This window comes from Acidovorax sp. (assembly GCF_046314175.1).
In the GTDB taxonomy this organism is placed as follows: Bacteria; Pseudomonadota; Gammaproteobacteria; order Burkholderiales; family Burkholderiaceae_C; genus Acidovorax.
In genome coordinates this window covers 1-19744 of record NZ_JBKBXG010000073.1, presented here as the reverse complement: position 1 = coordinate 19744, position 19744 = coordinate 1, and the positions used below count along the sequence as shown (strand labels likewise).

19 protein-coding genes are annotated in these 19744 nt (G+C 64.3%); 13 read left to right on the top strand and 6 right to left on the bottom strand.

Annotation, left to right across the window (positions count from 1 at the left end):
* Nucleotides 1-7 precede the first annotated feature (7 nt).
* On the top strand, nt 8-1387 hold the full coding sequence (locus ACK4OE_RS18825) for a homoserine dehydrogenase (protein WP_409886957.1): 1380 nt from the start codon (nt 8-10) through the stop codon (nt 1385-1387).
* Between the two features lie 184 nt (nt 1388-1571).
* On the opposite strand, the gene ACK4OE_RS18820 is transcribed toward ACK4OE_RS18825, so the two are convergent.
* The gene (locus ACK4OE_RS18820; RefSeq protein ID WP_409886955.1) at nt 1572-2198 is read right to left on the bottom strand and encodes an FMN-binding negative transcriptional regulator; all 627 of its coding nucleotides are present in this window, start codon (nt 2196-2198) and stop codon (nt 1572-1574) included.
* Nucleotide 2199: 1 nt separating this feature from the next.
* Nucleotides 2200-2691, bottom strand: a complete 492-nt coding sequence (locus ACK4OE_RS18815; protein WP_409886953.1) for an OsmC family protein — start codon at nt 2689-2691, stop codon at nt 2200-2202.
* Between the two features lie 99 nt (nt 2692-2790).
* On the opposite strand from ACK4OE_RS18815, the gene ACK4OE_RS18810 reads away from it, so the two are divergent.
* The 6 genes from ACK4OE_RS18810 to ACK4OE_RS18785 all read left to right on the top strand — a co-directional run bounded on the left by ACK4OE_RS18810 (nt 2791) and on the right by ACK4OE_RS18785 (nt 8794).
* Nucleotides 2791-4242 carry a PLP-dependent aminotransferase family protein gene (locus ACK4OE_RS18810; RefSeq protein WP_409886951.1) on the top strand — a complete coding sequence of 484 codons (1452 nt, stop codon included), beginning with the start codon at nt 2791-2793 and terminating at the stop codon, nt 4240-4242.
* A 115-nt stretch (nt 4243-4357) separates the two neighbouring features.
* Nucleotides 4358-4897, top strand: coding sequence for a gamma carbonic anhydrase family protein (locus ACK4OE_RS18805; RefSeq protein WP_409886949.1), 540 nt, complete (start codon nt 4358-4360; stop codon nt 4895-4897).
* On the top strand, nt 4894-5742 hold the full coding sequence (locus ACK4OE_RS18800) for a GIY-YIG nuclease family protein (protein ID WP_409886947.1): 849 nt from the start codon (nt 4894-4896) through the stop codon (nt 5740-5742). Before ACK4OE_RS18805 ends, ACK4OE_RS18800 begins: the two co-directional genes overlap by 4 nt.
* Nucleotides 5743-5815: 73 nt before the next feature.
* On the top strand, nt 5816-7684 hold the full coding sequence (locus ACK4OE_RS18795) for a B12-binding domain-containing radical SAM protein (protein WP_409886977.1): 1869 nt from the start codon (nt 5816-5818) through the stop codon (nt 7682-7684).
* Between the two features lie 127 nt (nt 7685-7811).
* Complete coding sequence (locus tag ACK4OE_RS18790; RefSeq protein WP_409886945.1) at nt 7812-8414, top strand: N-acetylmuramoyl-L-alanine amidase; 603 nt, start codon at nt 7812-7814, stop codon at nt 8412-8414.
* Nucleotides 8411-8794, top strand: a complete 384-nt coding sequence (locus tag ACK4OE_RS18785) for a hypothetical protein (RefSeq protein ID WP_409886943.1) — start codon at nt 8411-8413, stop codon at nt 8792-8794. The genes ACK4OE_RS18790 and ACK4OE_RS18785 overlap by 4 nt, the downstream gene beginning before the upstream one ends.
* 15 nt (nt 8795-8809) lie before the next feature.
* Here the strand turns inward: ACK4OE_RS18785 and ACK4OE_RS18780 are convergent, their stop codons facing one another.
* From ACK4OE_RS18780 to ACK4OE_RS18770, 3 genes are all read right to left on the bottom strand, one after another.
* Nucleotides 8810-9115, bottom strand: coding sequence for a hypothetical protein (locus tag ACK4OE_RS18780; protein WP_409886941.1), 306 nt, complete (start codon nt 9113-9115; stop codon nt 8810-8812).
* A gap of 105 nt (nt 9116-9220) precedes the next feature.
* Nucleotides 9221-10645 carry a hypothetical protein gene (locus ACK4OE_RS18775; protein WP_409886940.1) on the bottom strand — a complete coding sequence of 475 codons (1425 nt, stop codon included), beginning with the start codon at nt 10643-10645 and terminating at the stop codon, nt 9221-9223.
* A gap of 255 nt (nt 10646-10900) precedes the next feature.
* A complete protein-coding gene (locus tag ACK4OE_RS18770; RefSeq protein ID WP_409886938.1) occupies nt 10901-11803 on the bottom strand; it encodes a BRO family protein in 903 nt (300 codons plus the stop codon).
* Between the two features lie 194 nt (nt 11804-11997).
* Here ACK4OE_RS18770 and dinG point away from each other — a divergent pair, with 194 nt between their 5' ends.
* The 6 genes from dinG to ACK4OE_RS18740 all read left to right on the top strand — a co-directional run bounded on the left by dinG (nt 11998) and on the right by ACK4OE_RS18740 (nt 17801).
* Entirely contained in the window at nt 11998-14181 is a 2184-nt protein-coding gene (gene dinG, locus ACK4OE_RS18765; protein ID WP_409886936.1) for an ATP-dependent DNA helicase DinG, read from the top strand.
* A 63-nt stretch (nt 14182-14244) separates the two neighbouring features.
* Nucleotides 14245-14604 carry a zinc ribbon domain-containing protein YjdM gene (locus ACK4OE_RS18760; protein ID WP_409886934.1) on the top strand — a complete coding sequence of 120 codons (360 nt, stop codon included), beginning with the start codon at nt 14245-14247 and terminating at the stop codon, nt 14602-14604.
* Between the two features lie 6 nt (nt 14605-14610).
* Complete coding sequence (locus ACK4OE_RS18755) at nt 14611-15111, top strand: macro domain-containing protein (protein WP_409886932.1); 501 nt, start codon at nt 14611-14613, stop codon at nt 15109-15111.
* A gap of 126 nt (nt 15112-15237) precedes the next feature.
* A complete protein-coding gene (locus tag ACK4OE_RS18750; protein ID WP_409886930.1) occupies nt 15238-15741 on the top strand; it encodes a pyridoxamine 5'-phosphate oxidase family protein in 504 nt (167 codons plus the stop codon).
* A 282-nt stretch (nt 15742-16023) separates the two neighbouring features.
* Nucleotides 16024-16446: a CopG family transcriptional regulator gene (locus ACK4OE_RS18745; protein WP_409886928.1), complete on the top strand. Its 423-nt coding sequence runs from the start codon at nt 16024-16026 to the stop codon at nt 16444-16446.
* 59 nt (nt 16447-16505) lie between these two features.
* The gene (locus ACK4OE_RS18740; RefSeq protein WP_409886926.1) at nt 16506-17801 is read left to right on the top strand and encodes an alpha/beta hydrolase family esterase; all 1296 of its coding nucleotides are present in this window, start codon (nt 16506-16508) and stop codon (nt 17799-17801) included.
* Nucleotides 17802-17850: 49 nt separating this feature from the next.
* On the opposite strand, the gene ACK4OE_RS18735 is transcribed toward ACK4OE_RS18740, so the two are convergent.
* Nucleotides 17851-19744, bottom strand: a 1894-nt coding sequence (locus ACK4OE_RS18735; protein WP_409886924.1) for an IPTL-CTERM sorting domain-containing protein, incomplete at its 5' end; no start/stop codon positions are given.

The following is a 19744-nucleotide window of genomic DNA, read 5'->3' as shown; positions in this document are numbered from 1 at the left end:
GAAGTCCATGGTCCGTGATCCCGTTCCGTCCCTCGCAGCCCCTTTGTTGCCACCGCACACTGCGGCCATGCGCCCCTTGCGCGTGGGCATGATTGGCATTGGTACCGTGGGCGCAGGCACCTTCCGCGTGCTGGCGCGCAACCAGGCGCTGATTGCGGGCCGTACGGGGCGGGGCATCAAGATGGTGGTGGTCTGCGCCCGCAGCCTGGCCCGCGCCATGAGTGTGGTGGGCAAGGACGTGGCCCTGACCAACGACCCCATGCAGGTCGCCACGCACCCCGATGTGGATGTGCTGGTGGAGGCTGCAGGAGGCACCGGCCCTGCGCGCGACTGGGTGCTGGCCGCCATTCGCGCGGGCAAGCATGTGGTCACAGCCAACAAGGCGCTGTTGGCGGTGCATGGCAACGAGATTTTTGCCGCAGCGCGCCAGCACGGCGTGGCCGTGGCGTATGAAGGCGCGGTGGCCGTCAGCATCCCCATCGTGAAGGCGCTGCGCGAAGGCCTCTCGGCCAACCGCATCGAATGGGTGGCGGGCATCATCAACGGCACCACCAACTTCATCCTGAGCAAGATGCGCGATGAGGGCGTGGGTTTTGCCGAGGCGCTGGCCCAGGCCCAGGCGCTGGGCTACGCCGAGGCTGACCCAACCTTTGACATCGAGGGCATCGACGCGGCGCACAAGATCTCGCTGCTGGCGGCCAATGCGTTTGGCATGCCGGTGCGGTTTGCTGATGCGCAGGTGGAGGGCATCACTGCGCTGCAGGGGCTGGACGTGGCCTGCGCTGAACAGTTGGGCTACCGCATCAAGCTACTCGGTGTGGCCCGGCGGCGCAACGAAGGGGTCGAGCTGCGCGTGCAGCCCGCGCTGGTACCCGCCACGCACCTGCTGGCGCATGTGAACGGGTCGATGAACGGCATCATGGTCAAGGGCGACGCGGCGGGCGTGACGATGTTCTATGGCGCGGGTGCGGGGTCAGAGCAGACCGCGTCGGCCGTGATTGCCGACCTAGTGGATGTGGCGCGGCTGGATGGCACCAGTGCAGCGCAGCGGGTGCCGCACCTGGGTTTTCACACGCACGCCATGGACGAGCAACTGGCCGTGCTGCCCCGCGCTGCCGTACACACGCGCCACTACCTGCGCGTGCCCGTACACAGCGCGCAGCAGATCGAGGCGGTGGGCGCGTGGCTGGCGGCGCAGCAGGTGCCGGTGCTGCAGGTGGCACTGGCCAACGACAAATCCCTGCCGCCGGGCAGCGGTGTGCAAGTGCTGGTGCTGACGGACGCGGTGGCGCAGTCGACCGTGGACCTGGCTGTGCATGCGCTGGCTGCGCACCCCGCAGTGGCAGGGCCGGTGGCGGCGCTGCGGGTGGAGGTGTTGGAGGGGTGATGCTGTCGGTCAGCGCAACGACCGTTCACGCTGAGCCTGCCGAAGCGCGGCACACGGCTTCGACAGGCTCAGCCCGAACGGGTTGGGGTGATTGGATCGAGGGGGAAGAATAGTGGTCAAAACAGGCTCTAGCGCTTATCCATCAAGCGCTGGAAGCTATGAAATTTGAATCTCTCCCCACAAATCACACAGCCCGCACCAGCGCCGCCATGTCCGCCGCGCCGGGTGTTCCCTCGGCCGTCAGCCCCTGCACCACGCCTGCGCGGTCGGTGTCGGTGCGGTTTTGGCTGACCTTCCAGACGCCTTCCCAGCGCTCTACCGCCAGCTCAATGCCGACGATAGCGCGCAGCATCTTGTCGATGTAGTCGGGCGGCGCGTCGTCCAGGCGCCAGGGGTGGGGGCGGTGGGACTCATGGCGCTCGCTCAAGGTGTGCAGGATGGCGCGCAGGCGGTCCGCGTCGTCCACCGCACTGAGCGTGCCATGGGCATGCACCGTGGCGTAGTTCCAGGTGGGCACCTGTTTGCCGTCAATGGCTTTGGACGGGTACCACGACGGCGACACATAGGCCTGCGGGCCGTGGAACACGGCCACCGCCTGCTGCGGTAGCAGCGGCCACACGGTGTTGGCGCGCGCCACGTGGCCCACCAGCGTGCCGTGGGGGCCCCGGGCCGGGTCCAGGTACAGGGGGATGTGGTTGACGTGCAGCGCACCGGCTTGAGCAATCACCAGCGTGGCCAGTGGCTGCGTGTGCACCAGGGCGTGCAAGGGGGCAGGGTCCGTCACCTGAAATTGGCGGTTGGCGTTGGCCATGTCAGCGGCCTTTCACTGCAGGTTCAATCTCGAGCACGGGCGCGCAGTCGATCTGCGTCTTGACCGAGTTGGCCAGGAAGCACGAGGCGTGCGCGCGGTGGTGCAGGTTGTCCAGCTGTACAGCGCTGGGCGCATGGGCTGCGTCAAAGCGTGTGACGGGCCGCAGCTGTACGTGCGTCACGGCAAGCTGGTCATCATCGTTTTTGGCCATGGTGCCCACGGCCGCGTCAATGTAGCTGTTCAGCCGAAAACCCGCGCGGCTGGCGAAGTCCATGAACCACAGCATGTGGCAGCTCGACAGCGCTGCGACATAGGCTTCTTCCGGGTCCACCGCTGCGGCGTCGGAATACGGCAGCGGCACCACATGGGGCGATGACGACGCGGCCACGGTGGCGCCGCCGTCGAACTGCCAGGTGTGGGCGCGGTGGTAGCGCTTGTCCAGAAAGTCGTCGCTGCCGCGCTGCCATGCGATGGTGGCTGTGTGTTGGGCCATGGGGTTTGTGTCTCTCAACAAAGGCGAGGGCATGCAGCCCGGGCTTCTACAATGGTTCTTCAGTTTATGGCTGCATAGCCACATCGAAAGGGCCAATTCATGCCGCGCCCCGGAGCCAATCGACCCGCTGCGTCCCCCAACGCAACCACCCTGCGCCAGCAGGTGTATGACCAGCTGCGCCGCGCCATCGAGCAAGGTAGCCTGCGCGCAGGCACACGCCTGCCGCCGTCGCGCGAGCATGCGGCCAGCCTGGGCGTGTCGCGCAACACTGTGCTGTGGGCCGTGCAGCGCCTGCAGGCCGAGGGCTATGTAGAGGCGCGCGTGGGCGACGGCACCTATGTCTCGCAAGCCGCTGGCGCACCGCCCACGCAGGGGCTCGTGGCGCCGCCGCGCGGGCTGTCGCGGCGCGGGCAGCTCATTGCCGAGACGGCTGCGCGCTGGCGCCCGCCGCATGTGGCGGCGCGCGCGTTCCGCATCGGCGCGCCGGAGGTCGCCACCTTTCCGTTTGCCGTGTGGGACCGGCTGAGCCGCCAGGCCACGGCCCACCAGCGTGCACAACGCGCGCAGTACCTGGACCCTGCAGGCGACCCGCACCTGCGCCAGTCCGTGGCGCAATGGCTGTGGGCCTCGCGCGGCATTCGCTGCGATGCGGCGCAGGTGGTGGTGTGCTCGGGCTCGCAGCAGGGCATTGACCTGATTGCGCGGCTGCTGCTGGACGTGGGCGACGAGGTGCTGGTGGAAGACCCCGGCTACCCCGGCATCCGCGCCAGCCTGCTGGGGCATGGCGCACTGGCGCGGCCGGTGGAGATGGATGCCGATGGCATGCGCATCGACGATGCCGCCACCCGTTGGCCCGCTGCGTGCATGGCGGTGGTCACGCCCACGCACCAGTTCCCCACGGGGGTGGGCATGAATCTCGCGCGGCGGCAAGCGCTGCTGCAATGGGCCCGCGCGCACGACGCCTGGGTGGTGGAAGACGACTACGACGGCGAGTTTCAGTACGGCGGCGCGGCCCAGCGTGTGCCCGCGCTGTGCAGCCTGCCGGGGTCGGAGCGGGTGCTGTACGTGGGTACGTTTTCGAAAACGCTGCACCCTGGCCTGCGCCTGGGTTTTGTGGTGGTGCCACCTGCACTGGTGGAGGCCTTTGCCATGGCCCGTGCCATCACCGACCGGCATGCACCCGGCGATGCGCAGGCCGTGCTGGCGCGCTTCATTGCCGAAGGCCACTTGCTGCGCCACTTGCGGCACATGCGCGAGCTGTACCTTGCGCGCCAGCAAGTGCTGATCAGCGCCTTGGCCGACGCGAGCAACGGTGCGGTGCAGCTGTTGCCCAGCGACCGGGGCATGCACCTGCTGCACGAGGTGGCGCCAGACAGCGATGACGAAACCCTGAGCCGCAATGCCCTGGCTGCTGGCGTGATGCTGGCGCCGCTGTCGCGCTATGCCATGCAGTCACCGCGCCGGGGCTGGCTGCTGGGGTATGCAGGGTTTGATGAAGCGGAGATCCGCGCTGCGGCGCGTGTGGTGGGGGCATTGGCACGCAGGCGATGACCACAGGTTGTGACCAAAGATGTGCCCCGCTTCAGCCCCCCCTTCAACCGCTGGGGCCGGAGGCCACCCTGTTTGCACTACGCTCAGGGTTTCTTGTCCTCGCTGCATCCGCACCATGCCACTGTCTCCCTACCTCGATACCGCACCCACGCTGGGCGCCCATGTCTACATCCACGCCAGCGCGCAGGTCATCGGTGACGTGACCCTGGGCGACGACAGCTCCGTATGGTGCAACGCCGTACTGCGCGGCGACGTGAACCGCATCACCGTGGGCCGCTGCAGCAATGTGCAGGACCTGACCATGGGCCATGTCTCGCACCGCAACGCGGCCAAGCCCGAAGGATCTCCGCTGGTGATTGGCGACTACGTCACCGTGGGCCACTCGGTCATCCTGCACGGCTGCCGCATCGGCAACGAATGCCTCATCGGCATGGGCTCCATCGTGATGGACGACGCGGTCATCGAAGACCGCGTGATGCTGGGCGCGGGCAGCCTGGTCTCGCCCGGCAAGGTGCTGGAGAGTGGGTACCTGTACATCGGCCGCCCGGCGGTACGCCAGCGTGCTTTGACCGAGGCAGAAATTACGTACCTCAAGTATTCGGCCGAGCACTATGTGCGGGTGAAGAACAACTATCTTGGGAGCGGCAACCCGTGATCAGTTTTTTTGAGTTGCTACGTAGCAAGGGCTTTCAGGCGGACCCCAGCAAAGTCAAGCTTGTGCGCCACAAGGGCGACGACTTGGATATGAATGCGCTGCGACGCTCAGGTTGGTTTGAAACCTATCAACAATTTCAGGGTCGCCCAGTTTTCGATGGTTGTTCGCACATCATCGCGACGATCGGAGAAGAGGGCAGCGCCAGCCGTTTCGTTGGCGTATATAGCGTTGGAAGCCGCACTACTGCGGCCGCAGCACCGTTTCCGCCTGAGTGTCCATACCCCGAATGGGCAGAGCAAGGGCGAGTGCACTACTCACTTTCCAGCTGCTCTGGATTTGAGGATCTGGAGGACCGTGTAGTTATTGATTGGGGGAAAGGTGCACTCGCGTGGCACCAATGGTTCACGGATCGCGCAATACTTGAAATAAGACGAAAAGGCAGGGCACTGCCTCCGTTCAAGGACTTTCTGCGCGTTCACATATCGTTTGCGGAACTGAAACTACTCACACAAAACCCTGGCGCGCATGCGGACTGGATGGCAGCGCTGTCTGCGGTCGGTGGGATTTACCTAATTGTCGATGGGTTGACGGGTGCGCAGTATGTCGGTTCAGCGACGGGTGCAGGCGGAATCTGGCAACGCTGGTGTGACTATGCAAAAACGGGGCACGGGGGAAATCAACGTCTAGAGCACATCTGTCTTGAGCCAGGGGAGCGAATGCAACATTTCACCTTCTCAATACTAGAAACGTTCTCGCGAAGTTTGGTGCGCGACGAAGCAATTCGAATCGAGTCCTTCTTTAAGCACAAGCTGGGCACGCGGGTGTTCGGTCTGAACGCGAACTGACCCAATTAGCATTGCTCGCCATGACGCACAAGGCCTCCTTATGACTCAACACGTGCTTTCCGTCATCCCCCCGATGACGCAACTGAACACACCGTACCCGTCCACCGCGTACCTCACGGGCTTTCTGCGTTCACGGGGTGTGACGGCGGTGCAGGAAGACCTGGCGCTGGCGCTGGTGCTGCAGCTGCTTTCGCCCGAGGGCTTGAAGGCCGTCGCAGCCAAGGTGGACGCACTGCCCGCGAAAAAGCAAAGCCCCGCCGTGCAGAGCTTTGCCGCGCAAAGGGACCGCTACCTCGCCACCATCGGCCCTGCCATCGCCTTTTTGCAGGGGCGCGACAGCACACTGGCCCACCGCATTGCAGGCCGCAACTACCTGCCCGAGGGCCCGCGTTTTGCCACGCTGGACGTGTATGTGGACGACGAAGGCGGCGACCCGCTGGGCTGGGCGTTTGGCGCTTTAGGCCTGCACGACAAGGCCAAGCACTTGGCCACGCTGTACCTGAACGACCTGGCCGATGTGCTGCGCGATGCGGTGGACGAGCGCTTTGAGTTTGTGCGCTATGCCGAGTCGCTGGCTGGCAGCCAGCCCACGTTTGACCCGCTGGCCAAGGCGTTAGCAGCCCCCAACACGCTGGTGGACGACATGCTGCAGCAGCTCACGCACGACGCGCTGGAGCGCCACGCACCCGATGTGGTGCTGCTGTCGGTGCCTTTCCCCGGCTCGGTGTATGCGGCGTTTCGCATTGCGCAGGCCATCAAGGCGCGCTCCCCCCACATCGTCACGGTGCTGGGCGGGGGTTTTGTGAACACCGAACTGCGCGAGTTGGCCGACCCGCGCGTGTTCGACCACTTCGACTACGTGACGCTGGACGCGGGGGAGCGCCCCTTGCTGGCACTGCTGGAACACCTGCGCGGCGAGCGCGGCCGCCAGCGGCTGGTGCGCACCTTTGTGCGTGGCGAGGACGGCCAAGTCCAGTACATCAACATGATGGAAGCCGACATCGCCTTTGCCGAGGTGGGCACGCCCACCTGGGACGGCCTGCCGCTGGACCGCTACCTCTCGCTGCTCGACATGCTCAACCCCATGCACCGCCTGTGGAGCGACGGGCGCTGGAACAAGCTGACCGTCGCGCACGGCTGCTACTGGAAGAAGTGCAGCTTTTGCGATGTGAGCCTCGACTACATCAGCCGCTACGAGGGCGCGAGCGCCGAAGTGCTGGCCGACCGCATCGAGCAGATCGTGCGCGAGACGGGGCAGACAGGCTTTCACTTTGTGGACGAGGCCGCACCGCCCAAGGCGCTGAAAGCGCTGGCCACCGAGCTGATCGCGCGCAACACGGGCATCAGCTGGTGGGGCAACGTGCGGTTTGAAAAAACCTTCACGCCCGACCTGGCTGAGCTGATGGCCGACAGCGGCTGCATTGCGATCTCGGGCGGGCTCGAAGTCGCTTCAGACCGGCTGCTCACGCTGATGAAAAAAGGCGTGTCGGTAGACCAGGTGGCGCGCGTGACGCGGGCGTTTACCGACGCGGGCATTCTGGTGCATGCGTACCTGATGTACGGCTTTCCGACGCAGACCGTGCAGGACACGGTAGATGCGCTCGAATACGTGCGGCAGTTGTTTGCCAACGGCTGCATTCAAAGCGGTTTCTTTCACCGCTTTGCCTGCACCGTGCATTCCCCCGTCGGCAAGAACCCCGAGGAATACGGCGTGACACTGGCGCCGCTGCCCCCGGGCGACTTTGCCAAGAACGACGTGGCCTTCATCGACCCCACGGGCGTGGACCACGACGCGCTGGGCGGCGCGCTCAAGAAGGCCATCTACAACTACATGCACGGCATCGGGCTGGAGGAAGACGTGCGCACGTGGTTCCCCTTCAAGGTACCCAAGACGACGGTGCGGCGCGATCGGATTGAGCGGGCGCTACGCGAGCGGGGGTGAGGGATGGCGGGGCAGAGGATCGCACCTGCCCTGTAGCTCGTGTGTGCAGATTCAGCTTGTCACATCACTTGCAACGTACGAACAAGAATGGGTTTTTCTTGCACTGGGGCGTTACTAATATGCCCGGATGCCAAAAATTACACCCGAGGGTATCTTTGTTGATGGACGGATCATCGTGCGTCGCTATCTCAACCTGGAACACGGTCCCATCAGCACGGTGGTAGCAATTGTGTTGCACCAGACGGACTCGTCTACAGCCCAGCAGACGTTCAACAGCTATGCGCGAAGTCCCCATGGCGCCCACTTTCTTATCGACAAGAATGGGCAGGTTTACCAAACAGCAAGCCTCTTGATGCGTTGTCAGCACGTCGGAAGGCACATACGGTCAAGATGCCTTGAGATTGACAAACCATCTTGCGATAGCGTCGCGATGGCTCGGATACAGGCAATGTCTTGGTCCAATCACGTAAGGGCGTTGGATGCACACGAACGCGCCAAGCCATATCCGCAGCGCTATCCCATCAATGGGGATTCCATCGGCATTGAAATCGTGGGTCGCAGCATCGACGACAAGAAATACGAGACAGTGACTTCAGAGCAGAACAATTCCCTGCAATGGCTTACAGGGGAGCTCTATTCGCACTTTTCCATATCCAGCAAAGATGTGTACAAGCATCCCCAGGTTTCTTACAAGAACCCTGGCGAAGCTGCATCCGCCGTGCCGAAATGAAGCGATGGTACGTAACCGCCGTCGCGTTGCTTGCGGCATTGGTAGTGGTCTTTTTCACGTTCATTTTCGAGGCAAAGATATTTGTAGGCACAACTGATTTCTATTCATCTGAGCCGACCACTTGCAAAGCTTCGGACGTGGATCTTTCATCCATTGATATCGGCCATTTTTTCCAAGTTGCCGAAGAGGTCGAAAGTCGTGTCATACACGACGAATACGACCTAGCTCCTTGCTACCTGAGAGGATCAATGATTCACCGCCTAGAACACTGTGAATGGAAGCTGCGGCCAGGATTCATCGGCACGCTGCAGTGCGGTAGCTCGTTTCGATTTCTGGTGGCCCAAGTGAAGCAATCGTCCGCAAAGAGTAGTAACGAGTAGCGACCCAAACAGCAATCAATCGGCGCGCTTTTGCTTCTGGTAAGCCTTGTCAGCCGCTGGCCCCCGGTCGGTGTCTTGCAGGCCACGTTTCACGTCGCGGTAAGCCTGCTCCATCTGCGCATCGGGTTCACCGCCGGTCATGTCCACCGACTGGTCGCGCTCGTGCGGCAGGCGGGCTTCGGGGCCGCTCAGGTCTTCGGGTGCGCTGCCGGGCTGTGGCTGGGGCTGGGTGGTATTCACGCGCCGTTCGGTGCGCGTTGGCACGGGGGCAGAGGGTACTTTTTCCTCATCGGGACGGGAGGCGGTGGGAGTCGTTTTCATGCTGGGCCTTGGTATGCAACGTAGAGTCCGTCCACCCTAACGCCGCTGACCGCCCCGCGCTGTAGGCCCAGGCCCTGCGCCGCTGCGGGCGCGCGGAGCCTGCCGTCACCAGAACAACCACCGCTCCAGCGCATGGAGCAAGATGAACACGATCACGCCGATCAAGAAGAGGATCGCCTTGCGGCGCGCCTGCGCGCTCACCACCAGCTTGTAGACCGTGTACGCGGCGAGCGTGCCCGCAAAAGGCGCCACGATGGCGGCCCCGGACATGATGATCGCTGCGAGCTTGCCCCAGCCGTCGGTCCCGCCCGTTGTCCAGATGGCATGCAAGTAGATCGCGCTGGGAATGGCCAGGGCCAACCACAACACCCCGGATGCCACTGCCACACTGACATGGTGCGCGAGCAAGCCATAAAGCACCAATGCGCCCACCACCCCGCCCAGGAACGCCACCCGCTTGAGCCAGAGCGGCAGCGACTCGCCAGAGCTGCGCGCTGACGTGGCTTCACGGGCCTTCTTCGCCGCTGCGGCCGCTGCCTGGGCTCGTTCTTTTTGCAGTTGTTGCTGCTTCTCGGTGGATTCACGGGCACCACGCAGAAAGTCGTCCACCGCCGGGTTGTCCACCTGACTCAGGATGCGGCCCGTGCGCGACAAGGCCTGGTCGTGCTGGGGTAGTTCGGTCTGCAGGGACGCGCCCTGGCCGAACCACTCCCCCATCTGCGCCAACCACCCGACGCCGGGCGGCGGCAGCCCAAAACCACCCTCGGCCGCGCGGCACAGGTAATGCTGAGTGCTTTGCGGCGGGATGAGTTGCTGCGTGCTGTAGCGAGGCAAATAGCATTGCATCAACGGCGCAGCCGTCTGCTGGCCGGGGCGGCCCAGGCGCAGCGCGAATTCGGGCAAAGGCACGGGCTCCCCCAGCCCATTGCGCACGCCCAGCCAAAGATAGAGGCCCCGGGGGCGCCCATCTTTGGCGCGGTGCACCCAGAAGCCCGGACCTTCTTGCGCAATGCCTGCGCCCAGGGCCTCAAGCTCGGACGGCAGTGGGGCGCTGGGCCCGTCCATGTCCCATTGCGGCCGCAGGTGCGTTTTCAGTATGGAGGGCCACACCCTCCGCGCACGGCGCTGCAGGTCGTCCGCATCGACCTCACGCCCGTGAGCGATGGCAGCTTCGATGGTGCGGCCCGCCTGCACGGGCCGCTCTTCCAGAGCCAGCAGCCATTCGTCGAGCAAAGCAAGACGCAAATAGAGCACATCGGCCCCTTGTCCCAGGGCCTCTGCCGCGCGCACCCAGGCGTACCGGTCGGGCTGCTGCGGTACCAGCTCCTGCGCCAGCAATCGCTGGCGTGCAGGGCTGTCAGCCGCCGGGGCAGCCGAAGAGGGGGCTTGTTGTGCCCACGCGCCGGATGCGCTCACCATGCACAGCAGCATTACAAGGCCCAGCGCCCGCAGCCAGCCGAGCCCGAAGCTTGCCCGCGCCCCCAAACGTGCCACCGTTACGCGCATATCCCCACGCATTTCCCCCTGCATCTTTGCTCTCCTGTAGCTGTGCGGGGATTTTCTTGCACGGCTGCCTTGAGGGCCAGCCCGCTGATCGGCCATCAAGCACAGCTCGCACCAGCGAACGCTGGGTGTGGGTGGCAAGGGGCTGGCAACGGTCTCTCAGTGAGCAGGCCTTGCAGCGCAAGGCTGCTTGCTCTGACTCTGACCCCAGCGGTGGGGCAGTTGCGTCATCAGCGACGGGCGGCTCCTGGTGAGAGGGTGTGAGTGAAGTTGCGCTGTGCCCTACGCATTCTTGGACGGCTTGTTGACCTGCGTCGGTTTCGCGGTCTTGACTGCCTTCGCTGCCTTGGGCAACTTCGACACCTTAGGCACATCGGGCGGTAGGTAGTTGGCCCCGGTCACCACAGACTTGCCGGTTTGGCTCTCCAGCTGGTTGCGGGCCTGGCGCGCGATGCGGCCCCCGGTGGTTGCGGCGGTCTTGTTCTCAGCCATGCCGGTGGCCTGCACGCTCTCGGCAATCTGGCGGGTCGATAGCTCGGCCAGGGCGGTAAAGATCAGCTCGGCCTCGCTCATGTGGTCGCGCAGGTTGTGGCTGGCCAGGCCCTTTAATTCCTTATGCTGCGACACGCTCAGGCCCGCCCATTCCTGATGAATGATGTTGGTGAGGATGGCGAACTCGCTGCCCGCCTTGATGTCGTGCTCGCTCCAATAGTCGGTGAGCTTGTTGCGGGTTTCCTGCCCGGTCATGCGCTGCTGAATCCACTTGTCGCTGCGGCCATGCTGCTGCCAGGTCTGGCGGGCGCGGTCCAGCGACAAAGCAGGGTCGGCCAGCTCCTGCATCCGCTCGTAACCCACCTTGGCCAGCCAGAGCTTGATGGGCTCTGCCTTGGGGCTGGGGACGGACTGCACCAAGCGCAGCAAGGTTTCGGCGGTGGCAACGTCGGTGAAGCGCTGTTTGCCATCGGCAGCGGGCATTTTCAACTGGTGACAAGCTGTCACCAGTTGACTGCCTTCATTGCCAAGCCGGCGCTTGAGCTGATTCCAGTATTTGCGGGCGGTCAAGTCGTCGGGCTGCTGCGTCAACACCTGCACCACGTCAATCACCGAGAACCACCAGGTCTCGGTGCTTTCGTCGTACACGCGGCGGATGGCTTGGCCGTCGAATTCAGTGGGCAGGATTTTCATGGGCATTCCACCATCATGTGGAAGAAAAGGCTGTATAAAAAATCAGTTATTCTTGAGCATAGCCGCCACCGTTCGATCGAGCAACATCAACATTCATTCGCTACTTTATGGATAGCTGCTAACGCTTTTCCTTGAAGCGGCAGGCCCACTTTTCACACAAAAAGTCAGGCCACCATCCGTGACACACTCCTCCTATGTCTTCCAATGAGTGGGCCCAAGCGGCCCTGCAGTCGTTCGATGCGGTGGTGGCTGCCACCCCCGGTTTTCGCAGCCGCCCCGGCCAGCGGCTGATGGCCGAGCAGGTGGCGCGCACGTTCAGCACTGCGACGCTGGGCAAGGTGGATGCAGACGACGGTGAAGAGGCTGCGCCCACGCGGTCCATTGCGGTCATCCAGGCGGGCACGGGGGTGGGCAAGTCGCTGGCGTACTGCGCGCCGGCCATTGCGCTGGCGCTGTCGCGTGGCACGCGGGTGCTGATCTCGACTGCCACGGTGGCGCTGCAGGAGCAGCTGGTCAACAAGGACCTGCCCGCGCTGTTGGCGTTGATGCCCCAGCCCTTCAAATTTGCGCTGGCCAAGGGGCGTGGGCGCTATGTGTGCAAGCTCAAGCTCGACCGGCTGGCGGGCACGGGCGAGGCCGAGGGTGAAGGCGAGGGCGAAGACGACCTGTTTGCTGACGAAGAAGTCACGGCCCGCGCCAAGCGCCCCCGGCATGAGACCGAGGCGCGCATGCAGTTTTATTCGACGATGGCGCAGACGCTTTCAAAAGGCGCGTGGGATGGCGACCGCGACAGCCTGGACACACCGCCCGAGCCCGAGGTGTGGAGCCCCGTGGCGGCCGAAGGCGCGTCGTGCACGGGCAAACACTGCCCGGCCTTCAGCCAGTGCACCTACTACGACAAGCGCAAGGAGCTGGTGGGCGCGCAAGTCATCGTGGCCAACCATGATTTGCTGCTGTCGTCGCTGGGCGCGCGCGTGCTGCCCGAGCTGGACAACTGCCTGCTGATATTGGACGAAGCGCACCACCTGCCCGCCACGGCGCTGCAGCAGTTTGCGTGCAGCATGGACCTGTCGCGCATCACCTGGATCGAGCGGCTTTCGAGCCGGGGCCTGCGCATTGGCGCGCTGCTGGAGGTCGAAGAGATTGCCGACATTCCGCGCCACGCGGCCCAGTTACGGCAGACGCTGCAGGACCTGGCGCGCATCGTGATGGAGGTTTATGGCGACAACCTCAAGAGCCAGCGCGACACCTGGGGGCCAGCGCGTGTGCGCGTGCCGCGTGGCGAGCTGCCCGAACAACTCATTGCGCCGCTGGGCCTGCTGGCGGCCAGCGCCGATGGGTTCCTCGAAGCGCTGCGCGCCATCAGCAAGGCCCTGCGTGCCGAAATGCGTGACAAGCCCGACGAGGCCAAGCGCTTGTCCACGCTGTACGCGCAAATCGGCATGTTGGCGCCCCGGCTGGAAGAGCTGCACGCCACAGCGCAACTGCTGCTGCAGGATGCGCCCCAGGGCGCCGACCGCAGCTTTGTGCCCGCCGCCAAGTGGTTCACGTTGGAGGTGGATGGGGACTTCATTGTGGTCAAGGCGCACGCCAGCCCCATCTTGCCCGGCACCACGCTGCGCAACCATTTGTGGAGCGCGGTGCGCGGCGCGGTGCTCACGTCGGCCACGCTCACCAGCTGCGGCAATTTCGACTTCTTTTTGCGCGAGGCTGGGTTGCATGGCGACGATGCCGCCACCACGCTGGAGGTGGCCAGCCCCTTCAACTACGCCGCACAGGGCACGCTGATCGCGGCCGAGACCCGCGCCGACCCCAAGAACGCCGCGCAATTCACCACCGAGATGGTCGATGCGCTGCTGCACGACATTGCCCGCGTGGAATACGGTGCGCTGGTGCTGTTCACCTCGCGCGAGCAGATGCGCCAGGCGGTCGATGCGCTGCCCACCGCCATGCGCAGTGTGGTGCTGGTGCAGAACGCGCTGCCGCGCACGCAGCTGCTGCGCCGCCACCGCGAACGGGTGGACAACGGCGAGCCCTCGGTCATCTTCGGCATGCAGTCGTTTGGCGAGGGGCTGGATTTGCCCGGGCGCCTGTGCGAATCGGTCTTCATCACCAAGCTGCCCTTTGCCCCGCCCGATGACCCGGTGGGCGAAGCCCGCGCCGAGTGGCTCCGCGCCGTGGGGCGCGACCCCTTCAGCGAGCTGGTGGTGCCCGCCACCGCCATCCGCCTGGCCCAATGGGTGGGCCGCGCCATCCGCACCGAAGAAGACGTGGCGCATGTCTATTGCTATGACAAGCGCCTGACGCGCACCAGCTACGGCCAGCGCCTGCTCAAAGGGCTGCCGCCTTTTTCGCTGGAGCAACGCGCGCCGCTGTGAAGCAACGACACTTCATGCGTCCCATTTAAAACCACAACAACAGCCCACAGAGAGGATCCGACCATGCCCCACACCATTCCCGCCTGCCCCCAATGTGGCCAGGAAAACACCTACCCCGATGGCAGCAACTATGTGTGCCCCGACTGCGCGTTTGAGTGGCCGCAGGTGGCTGACGCCACGGAATCAGAGACAAACGATGCAGGCGATGGCGCAGTGCGTGACGCCAACGGCAACACGCTGGCCGACGGGGATGCGGTGATCCTGGTGAAAGACCTCAAGGTCAAGGGCTCGTCCTCCACGCTCAAAAAGGGCACCAAGATCAAAAGCATCCGCCTGGTCGATGGTGCAGACGGCCACAACGTGGACTGCAAGACGGACTTGGGCAGCATGTTGCTCAAGTCAGAGTTTTTGAAGAAGGCGTGAAACCCTGTGCCGCAAAACACTACACCAATTCTTGTACGCACAACGGTCAATGTGGTGCGAGGCGATCTGCTGGATCAGCCTGCGGAAGTGATCGTCAACGCCTGGAACCGCAACATCATTCCGTGGTGGTTGTTGGTGCCACAAGGGGTGTCAGGGGCGATCAAGCGGCACGCGGGATATCGGCCCTTTCTTGAACTGGCGCGCCACGGCCCGATGCCGCTGGGTAGCGCAGTGCTGACGGGCGCGGGCCGACTGCCCTACAGAGGCATCATCCACGTCGCAGGGATCAGCATGTGGTGGATGTCATCCCAGTACTCCATCCAGCAATCCGTGGTTTCGGCGATGGCGTTGGTCAACCAACACAGCTTTGCATCAGTGGCTTTTCCGGTGATTGGCGGAGGAACCGGTGGGGCTCAGGCTGACCGGGCACTCGCATGGATGCTTCAAAGTCTTGAAGATGTTGAATCCACTGCAGCAGTCACGGTTGTTCAGTATTCAAGGCGCTGAACAAGTCGGACTTGCTGAAAACTGTCGGACAAGCACCCACGCACAAGCGGGCAGGGGGACGACGCGGCGCACTGCACAGGAGTTCTACAGTCGGTCATACCCTTTCATCCTCCACAGGAGCCCCCCATGCAACACGACACCGCCGCCCACGAAACCTTGTGGAAACTCATCAAGGACATCCGCTTCGGCATGCTGACGCACCGCACGTCCACAGGCATGCTGCATGCGCACCCGCTCACCACCCAAAACCGCAAGTTTGACGAACAGAGCGAGCTGTACTTCTTCATCCCCAAGTCCGGCGAACTGTACGAGCGACTGCTGACCGACGGTGAAGTGAATGTCTCGTACTCCAACCCCGACGACGACAGCTACGTATCCATGTCGGGCCAGGCGCGTTTTGTGGACGACCGTGGTCAGAAGGAGGCCTTGTGGTCGCCCATGGCCAAGGCCTGGTTCCCGGGCGGTGTGTCCGATCCTGACCTAGCCCTGCTGGTGGTGCGTGTTCGCCACGCCGAGTATTGGGACGTGGACGAAAGCAAGATGGTGCAGATCTTCAAGATGGCAAAAGCCGCCATCAAGGGCGAGCAGCCGCGCGATCTGGGTGAGCACAAGGAACTGACGTTGTCGTGATCGGCGCTCCGCGTTGGCAGCGCGGTCACCAGGACTGCGCGCCAGCGCAAAGGCAGCAGGCGCTGCGCCTGCTTAAAACACGTCAGCGCTAGAAGTTTCAAGTAAAAAGTGGCCTTTGCGCTTATGTACAAAGCGGTAACAGCTATAACTTTTATAGTGAACGCGCCAACCAAGGAGCCCAAGGGCTCCTTTTTCTTTTGCCGCCGCACTTGAAACCACACCACAGGGCATCCATTTACCATCCATATACCATCCGTATGGATGTTTATTGGAGTTTTCTTGATGAGCAATATCGTTCCCATCGCGCCCCGCAGCAAGGTGCCGGAGTCTGAAAAAGTCACCATCAACCTGGGTTTTGTCGACCTGGGACACATCGACCTGCTGGTGTCCGAAGGCTTTTACGCCAACCGCACCGATTTCATCCGCACGGCCATCCGCAACCAGCTGACCGCCCAGAACGACGCCGTGCGCCAGGTGGTGGCCCGCAAGATGCTTGTGCTGGGCTTGCAGCGCTTTGGCCGGGCCGAGCTGGAGGCCGTGCAGGCAGCAGGCCAGGCGCTGGAGATCCGCGTACTGGGCCTGGCCAGCATTGACGACGACGTGCCATCGGCACTGGCGCAGGCCACCATTGCCTCGGTGACGGTGCTGGGCGCGTTTCATGCAAGCGCAGAGGTCAAGGCGGCACTGGCGGGACGCATTCATTGAACACGACCGACCCGAACCGCACCGTTCAAGCCCTGCGGGCATTCACACAAGGAGTCCCCATGGACTGGAACATCAACCTCAAGCACCTGATGGGTGAAGCCACCCAGCTGGTGCGCAACGGCCAGCTGGCCGACGCGACGCGGGTTATTCAACAAACCCTGGGTGGTGCCGTGGCGCGCCACAGCAACAACCCTGGCAGTTCTGTGGCACCGGCCCATACCGCCACAGCCCCGCTGCCCCCGCCTGTTGCCGGCCAGCCTGCAGAGGGCCATGGCGCACCGTGGCGCAGGCCCAGCACACCGGCCGATGTGGAAGATGCCGTGGTTGTTGACCGCATCACCCCCACTGACGCACACACTGCCACGAGCCCCACCGGCAGCAACCCGTTGGCAGAACCCCCCGGCAGCTTTACCCGCGTGGCGATCACCCACCCCGGCGCCAAGCACAACCCGCACCACTACCACCTGTACGTGCCACCAGGCGCCACGGCAAACTCCCCCATGCCCCTGGTGCTGATGCTGCACGGCTGCACCCAGAACCCCGTGGACTTTGCCACCGGCACCGGCATGAACGCGGCGGCCGCGCCCGCCAACGCGCTGGTGCTGTACCCCGAGCAACCCCGCAGCGCCAACCCCAACGGCTGCTGGAACTGGTTTCGCCCCGGCGACCAGCAGCGCGGCGGCGGCGAGCCCGCATTGCTGGTGGCCATGGTGCGCGATGTGATGGACCGCCACGCGGTGGATGCGCAACGCGTGTACGTGGCGGGCCTGTCCGCCGGAGGCGCCATGGCCGCCTTGCTGGGGCGTGAATACCCCGACGTGTTTGCTGCAGTGGGCGTGCACTCTGGCCTGCAAGCGGGCGCTGCACACAACGTGATGGGCGCGCTGTCGGCGATGAAGAACGGTGCCAAGCCGGGGTCCGCTGCTGCGCGCCAAGCCGCATCCACCCGCCCCGCCACGGGCCCCACGCTGCCGCCCCCGCCGATGATCGTGTTCCACGGCGATGCCGACACCACCGTGCATGCGCACAATGGCGAGCAGCTGATTCAGGCCACGCTCACGGCCCTGGCCACAACGCCGGGCAGGGAGCAAGCCACTGTCGAGACGGTGTACAAAGGCCAGTCACCCCACGGGCAAGGCTACACACGCACGGTGTATTCAGTGGTCGGCGGAGCCCCGGCTGACAAGGCATCGCCCAGCCAGGTCGTGGCCGAGCACTGGGTGCTGCAGGGTGCCGGGCATGCGTGGTCAGGCGGACACGCGGGCGGCAGCCACACCGACCCGCGCGGCGTGAACGCTACGCAGGAGATGCTGCGGTTTTTTGTGGAGCATCCTCACGCGGCTGTTCACTTGTAGCTCGCTGCCGAAGTAGCTTGCATTGGCGGCCCAGCGGCCAATGCACTCATCACACTATGCTGCGTCGGCGCAGGTTGCCCATACCCATCAACGCTGCCAGCAGCGACAGCACGATCAGCCCCCATTCGCTCATCGTGGGGATAGATACCGCTCCAGAGGGCCCTGCGGCCAGCAGCAAAGGGGCAAACGGATCGGCGATGGAGCCAAGCTGCGTATCGTTGTCGCCAACGCCGTTGTCTGTAACGCTGTATGTCACCGAGTCACCAGCCACCACTCCGTGCGGGAACCATGTAGGTGCTGCTCCAGCTGATGCCGCGCCATATTTGTAAGGCTGCAATCCGCTGAGAGAACCTGCTGGGTAGTTGATACGCACCGACAGGGTGGCGTTGTCGCAGCCTGCGCCGCTGGCGGTGAAGCTTAATACGCCCAGGGGGATGCTGGCACCCGCGGGGGCGCCTGCTGGCACGGTGGTGCCAAACTGCGCGTTCGCGATGGTGCAGCCCGCTGGGGCGCCCACTTGCACATCGGCGCTGCCGCCGCCCGGCAGGGTCATGCCAGACTGGCTCCACTGGGGAGTTGCCGTTGCCGATGTGGAGGCGCTGCTAGTGCCCGCTGCGTTGGTGGCGGTGACGGTGAAGGTGTAGGCCAAGCCGTTGGTCAGCCCAGGGACCGTGCAGGTGGTGGCGGGGGCTGTGGCGGGGCAGCTTACGGTGGCTCCGCCGCCTGCGGGGGTACCGGTGACGGCATAGCTCTGGATGGGGCTGCCGCCGTTGTTGGCTGGCGCTGTCCAGGACAGGGTCACTGCGCCGTTGCCTGCTACAGCAGTGAGGCCCGTGGGGGCGTCGGGGGCTACTGTCGCCGCAAAGTACAGCGCGCGCACCGAACGCACGAGGGACGACGAGCCGTTCTGATACCCACCTGTGGCAATGCCCTGGGCCCGCACCCACACGGGAGCGCCGCGTGGGAAGGTCAATCCATCCAGCGCCCAGCCACCCGCTACCCGTGTGACAGCGCCCAAGTCCGTCCAGCCAGCCTCGGGGGCGTCCTCCACATTCGATATCGCAAAGCGCACCAGGCTGACTTCGGGCCCCGCACCGCTGCGCATCCAGCGCAGGCCGTCGCCAGAAGCGGTGGCCTCCAGGGACTGCAGGGCCGCCTCTGGCACGCTCAGGCGGGCGATGCGGTTGCGCGTTTGCCCGCCCATGCTGGTGAAAGAGCCCCCCACCAGCACCTTGCCATCGGGCTGCACTGCCAGGCTGCTCACGTCGCTATTGGCATCCGGATTGAAATCCGCATCCAGCGTGCCATCGGCGTTGAGCCGGGCGATGCGGTTGCGCATTTGCCCGCCCACGCTGGTGAAAGAGCCCCCCACCAGCACCTTGCCATCGGGCTGCACTGCCACGCTAAAGACAGAATTGTTGGCATCCGGATTGAAGCCCGCATCCAGCGTGCCATCGGCGTTGAGCCGGGCGATGCGGTTGCGCGGTTGCCCGACCAGGGTGGTGAACTGCCCCCCCACCAGCACCTTGCCATCGGGCTGCACTGCCACGCTCAAGACAGTGCTGCCGGCACCCGGATTGAAGCCCGCATCCAGCGTGCCATCGGCGTTGAGCCGGGCGATGCGGTTGCGCATTTGCCCACCCACGCTGGTGAAAGAGCCCCCCACCAACACCTTGCCATCGGGCTGCACTGCCAGGCTGAAGACAGCATTGTTGGCATCCGGATTGAAGGCCGCATCCAGCGTGCCATCGGCGTTGAGCCGAGCGATGCGGTTGCGCGGTTGCCCGACCAGGGTGGTGAAAGCCCCCCCCACCAGCACCTTGCCATCGGGCTGCACTGCAAGGCTGTAGACAAGACCATTGGGGACATCCGGATTGAAGCCTGCATCCAGCGTGCCATCGGCGTTGAGCCGGGCGATGCGGTTGCGCATTTGCCCACCCACG

What these genes read in the sequence shown, in the direction of transcription:
- ACK4OE_RS18825 (WP_409886957.1), top strand. Translation starts at nt 8, where the DNA reads ATGGTCCGTGATCCCGTTCCGTCCCTCGCAGCCCCTTTGTTGCCACCG.
- ACK4OE_RS18820 (WP_409886955.1), bottom strand. Translation starts at nt 2,198, where the DNA reads ATGGCCAACGCCAACCGCCAATTTCAGGTGACGGACCCTGCCCCCTTG.
- ACK4OE_RS18815 (WP_409886953.1), bottom strand. Translation starts at nt 2,691, where the DNA reads ATGGCCCAACACACAGCCACCATCGCATGGCAGCGCGGCAGCGACGAC.
- ACK4OE_RS18810 (WP_409886951.1), top strand. Translation starts at nt 2,791, where the DNA reads ATGCCGCGCCCCGGAGCCAATCGACCCGCTGCGTCCCCCAACGCAACC.
- ACK4OE_RS18805 (WP_409886949.1), top strand. Translation starts at nt 4,358, where the DNA reads ATGCCACTGTCTCCCTACCTCGATACCGCACCCACGCTGGGCGCCCAT.
- ACK4OE_RS18795 (WP_409886977.1), top strand. Translation starts at nt 5,816, where the DNA reads ATGACGCAACTGAACACACCGTACCCGTCCACCGCGTACCTCACGGGC.
- ACK4OE_RS18790 (WP_409886945.1), top strand. Translation starts at nt 7,812, where the DNA reads ATGCCAAAAATTACACCCGAGGGTATCTTTGTTGATGGACGGATCATC.
- ACK4OE_RS18785 (WP_409886943.1), top strand. Translation starts at nt 8,411, where the DNA reads ATGAAGCGATGGTACGTAACCGCCGTCGCGTTGCTTGCGGCATTGGTA.
- ACK4OE_RS18780 (WP_409886941.1), bottom strand. Translation starts at nt 9,115, where the DNA reads ATGAAAACGACTCCCACCGCCTCCCGTCCCGATGAGGAAAAAGTACCC.
- ACK4OE_RS18775 (WP_409886940.1), bottom strand. Translation starts at nt 10,645, where the DNA reads ATGCAGGGGGAAATGCGTGGGGATATGCGCGTAACGGTGGCACGTTTG.
- ACK4OE_RS18770 (WP_409886938.1), bottom strand. Translation starts at nt 11,803, where the DNA reads ATGAAAATCCTGCCCACTGAATTCGACGGCCAAGCCATCCGCCGCGTG.
- dinG (WP_409886936.1), top strand. Translation starts at nt 11,998, where the DNA reads ATGTCTTCCAATGAGTGGGCCCAAGCGGCCCTGCAGTCGTTCGATGCG.
- ACK4OE_RS18760 (WP_409886934.1), top strand. Translation starts at nt 14,245, where the DNA reads ATGCCCCACACCATTCCCGCCTGCCCCCAATGTGGCCAGGAAAACACC.
- ACK4OE_RS18750 (WP_409886930.1), top strand. Translation starts at nt 15,238, where the DNA reads ATGCAACACGACACCGCCGCCCACGAAACCTTGTGGAAACTCATCAAG.
- ACK4OE_RS18745 (WP_409886928.1), top strand. Translation starts at nt 16,024, where the DNA reads ATGAGCAATATCGTTCCCATCGCGCCCCGCAGCAAGGTGCCGGAGTCT.
- ACK4OE_RS18740 (WP_409886926.1), top strand. Translation starts at nt 16,506, where the DNA reads ATGGACTGGAACATCAACCTCAAGCACCTGATGGGTGAAGCCACCCAG.